4 protein-coding genes and 1 pseudogene are annotated in these 3,745 nt (G+C 63.7%); all 5 read left to right on the top strand.

The genetic code is table 11. The features are described from left to right. Positions 1-318 (top strand): annotated as a pseudogene (locus V6M52_RS05645) (elongation factor P); the annotation flags it as partial. Positions 319-320: 2 nt separating this feature from the next. Beyond that, entirely contained in the window at positions 321-1,115 is a 795-nt protein-coding gene (locus V6M52_RS05640) for an inositol monophosphatase family protein (RefSeq protein ID WP_332692706.1), read from the top strand. Positions 1,116-1,183: 68 nt separating this feature from the next. Next, positions 1,184-1,654 carry a group II truncated hemoglobin gene (locus V6M52_RS05635; protein ID WP_332700297.1) on the top strand — a complete coding sequence of 157 codons (471 nt, stop codon included), beginning with the start codon at positions 1,184-1,186 and terminating at the stop codon, positions 1,652-1,654. Between the two features lie 127 nt (positions 1,655-1,781). After that, complete coding sequence (locus tag V6M52_RS05630; RefSeq protein WP_332692701.1) at positions 1,782-2,768, top strand: flagellar motor protein MotA; 987 nt, start codon at positions 1,782-1,784, stop codon at positions 2,766-2,768. Positions 2,769-2,771: 3 nt separating this feature from the next. Next, positions 2,772-3,745, top strand: a 974-nt coding sequence (locus tag V6M52_RS05625; RefSeq protein ID WP_332700295.1) for a peptidoglycan -binding protein, incomplete at its 3' end; no start/stop codon positions are given.

Below are 3,745 nucleotides of genomic sequence, written 5' to 3'. Positions count from 1 at the left end.
TTCATGGACCAGGACAGCTACGAGCAGGTCGAGCTGGCCAAGGACTTCGTCGGCGAGCGCGCGGCGTTCCTCCAGGACGGCATGAAGATCACGCTCGAAATGCACGAAGAGACCCCGCTCGGCGTCAAGTTTCCGCCCAACGTGGTCCTGGAAGTCACCGAGGTCGATCCGGTGCAGAAGGGCCAGAGCGTTTCCAGCCAGTTCAAGCCGGCAATCCTCAGCAACGGAATCAAGGTCATGGTGCCGCCCTTTATCGCCGTCGGCGAGCGCATCGTGGTCGACACGTCGGAAGCCACCTATATGCGCCGGGCCGACTGACCATGGCACGTTCTGCAATCCTCAATGTCATGGTCAACGCCGCCATCAAGGCCGGCAAGTCGCTGACCAAGGACTTCAACGAAGTCGAAAACCTGCAGGTGTCCCGCAAGGGGCCCGCCGACTTCGTCTCCAAGGCCGACTTGCGTGCCGAACAGATCGTCTATGACGAGTTGCTCAAGGCCCGCCCAACCTATGCCTTCCTCATGGAAGAAGGCGGCGAAGTCGCCGGCACCGACGGCCAGCACCGCTGGCTGATCGACCCGCTCGACGGCACCACCAACTTCCTCCACTCGATCCCGCTCTTTGCCTGCGCCATCGCCCTGGAACGCGCCAACGAGATCGTCGCCTCGGTGATCTATAATCCCGTGATGGACGAACTCTACACCGCCGAAAAGGGCGGCGGCGCCTGGATGAACGACCGCAAGCGCCTGCGCGTTGCCGGCCGCAAATCGCTGGCCGACGCCGTGGTCTGCACCGGCATCAAGACGCAGGGCACCTCAAACGACGCGCTGCAGTTGCGCCAGCTGGCCCATATCAATCCCGCCGTCGCCGGCATTCGCCGTTCTGGCTCGATTTCGATGGATATGGCCTGGCTCGCCTCGGGCCGCTACGACGCCATCTGGGAAGCCGGCCTCGCCCCCTGGGACGTGGCGCCAGGCCTGCTGATGGTCAAGGAAGCCGGCGGCTTCGTCTCCGACTTTGCCGGCAGCCCCGGATCGGTGTGGAATGGCCAGGTCGTAGCCGGCAACGAAACGCTGCAGGCCGCCCTGCTCAAGCAGCTCAAGCCGATCCAGTAATGCCATAGCGCTAGCGTTGACAGCGCCCGTCCCTCTCCCCACTTGATTTGGGTATTGGGGAGCGATTCATGACCACGCCTACGCTGTACGACTGGATTGGCGGCATTGAACCGCTGAAGCGCCTGACCGCGGAATTCTATCGCCGCGTGCCCCACGATCCCCTGCTGGGTCCGGTTTTTGCCGGCATGAACGCCGATCATCCCGAGCATGTGGCATTGTTTCTTGCCGAAGTGCTCGGTGGCCCTGCCCTCTATAGCGAGCGCCACGGCGGCCATCCGGAGATGGTGCGCCACCATCTTGGCAAGCATTTGAGCGAAGCGATGCGGCGGCGCTGGATCAACCTGCTGCTCGATACCTACACGGACCTGGCTTTGCCGGCCGACCCCGAATTTGCTTCGGCGCTGGTCGGCTATCTCGAATGGGGCTCGCGTCTCGCCGTCATCAATTCGACGCCCGGGGCAAGTGTTTCCGAGCATGCTCCCATGCCCAAATGGAACTGGGGCGCGACGGGCGGACCTTATGTGCCCGGAGGCGACTAGCCACAGACCGGGTCTGTGGCTAGTCACGCTGCCATCTTCCGTTAACCTTTAGGATTGCCCCCACCGTCCGCGCTGACTACTCTGCTGCCTTGTGATTTGCGCGTGAGGGGCAAGGTTTGAGGCACAGATGACGCAAGGCTACGATCCCTACCACCTCGCCAGTCCTACCGTTTACCTCGTCAAGATCGTGATTTTTCTGGTGCTGGTGGCCCTTGTCGGGGCGATCCTCTACGCCAACATCGTCACCTTCTTCTGGGCCAATCCGTTCATCAATTCGATGATCTTCCTGGCCCTGTTCGTCGGCATCTTCCTCAGCTTCCGCCAGGTCATCCGCCTCTTCCCCGAAGTGAAGTGGGTCAATTCCCTGCAGGACGGCACCACCACCAATGTGCGGCCGCCCATCCTGCTGGCCCCGGTCGCCGGCATTCTGCGCGAGCGGATCGGCGAGGCAGTGATCACGCCCTCCTCCATGCGCTCGATCCTCGATTCGGTCGGCAACCGGCTTGATGAGGCCAAGGATACCTCGCGCTACCTGACGGGCCTGCTCGTCTTTCTCGGCCTGATGGGCACTTTCTACGGCCTGCTTGAGACCGTCAGTTCGGTCGCCGGCGTCATCAACGCGCTGGATGTGACCTCGGCCGACACCACCGCGCTCTTCTCCAATCTAAAGGAAGGCCTGGGCGCGCCGCTGGCCGGCATGGGCACAGCCTTCTCATCCTCGCTGTTCGGCCTCGCCGGTTCGCTGGTGCTGGGCTTTCTCGATCTGCAGACCAGCCAGGCGCAAAACGCCTTCTATACGGACCTCGAAGACTGGATGACCTCGATGACCGAGCTCGACCACCCCGTCACCGCCATGCAGGTCAATGCCGGCGGTCCCGACATGCAGGCCATGTTCGACAAGCTGGGCGACAGCATGCAGAATCAGAATTCGAGCCAGAATGCCATCCGCGCCATGGCCGAGCTGGCGCGCGGCATCGATGGGCTGGTCAAGCATATCCGCACCGAGCAGGACGACCTGCGCAAGCACATCAACGAGCAGGGCGAGACCAATCAGAAGCTGCGCGAGCTGATCGACGCCGTGCTGTCGCAGGCCGATACCGAGCGGCGGAACTGATCCATGCCGGGAGCCCGTTCCCGCCGGCGTATCGAGGCCAATTACTGGCCCGGCTTCGTCGATGCCCTGTCAAGCCTGCTGCTCGTCATCATCTTCATGCTGAGCCTGTTCATGCTGACCCAGTTCTTCCTGGGCCAGGAACTGCAGGGGCGCGACACCGCGCTGTCTCGCCTCAACAGCCAGATCGCCGAACTGACCGATCTGCTCCAGCTTGAGCGCGCCAATTCCGACGATCTGACCACCCAGATCGCCACGCTGACCGCCACGCTCAGCAGCGCCCAGGCGGACAATGCCAGCCTGTCCGGCCAGCTCGCCGGCGTCGGCGCCGGCCTTGGCGACAAGGATGCGGCAATTGCGGGCCTGCAGGACGACCTGCTGTCGGCCCAGGAGCTGTCGGACGAGGCCAATGCCCAGGTCGCGCTGCTCAACCAGCAGCTCGCTGCCCTGCGCACCCAGATCGGCGCGCTGGAAGCCGCGCTCGAAGCCTCCGAGAGCCGCGATACTGAAAGCCGCACCCAGATCGCCGATCTGGGCCGCCGCCTCAACCTGGCCCTGGCCCAGCGCGTGCAGGACCTCACCCGTTATCGCTCGGACTTCTTCGGCCGCCTGCGCCAGATCCTCGAGGGCCGCGCCGATGTGCGGGTGGTGGGCGATCGCTTCGTCTTCCAGTCCGAGGTGCTGTTCGACCCCGGCCAGGCCGATATTTCCCCAGAGGGCACGCCCGATCTCGACGCGCTGGCCGAAGCCATCTTGCAGCTCGAAACCGAAATTCCGCCCGACATTAACTGGGTTTTGCGCATCGACGGCCACACCGATATTCGCCCGATTTCCAACGAGCGCTTCCCATCCAACTGGGAGCTCTCGGCGGCTCGCGCTATCTCGGTGGCCCGCTATCTGGTCACCAGGGGCGTTTCCCCTAACCGCCTGGTGGCCGCGGGCTTCGGCGAGTTCACCCCGCTCGATCCGGCCGAGAACGA

It is taken from the genome of Devosia sp. (assembly GCF_036676215.1).
Taxonomy (GTDB): domain Bacteria; phylum Pseudomonadota; class Alphaproteobacteria; order Rhizobiales; family Devosiaceae; genus Devosia.
This window is presented reverse-complemented; position numbering and strand designations above follow the sequence as displayed.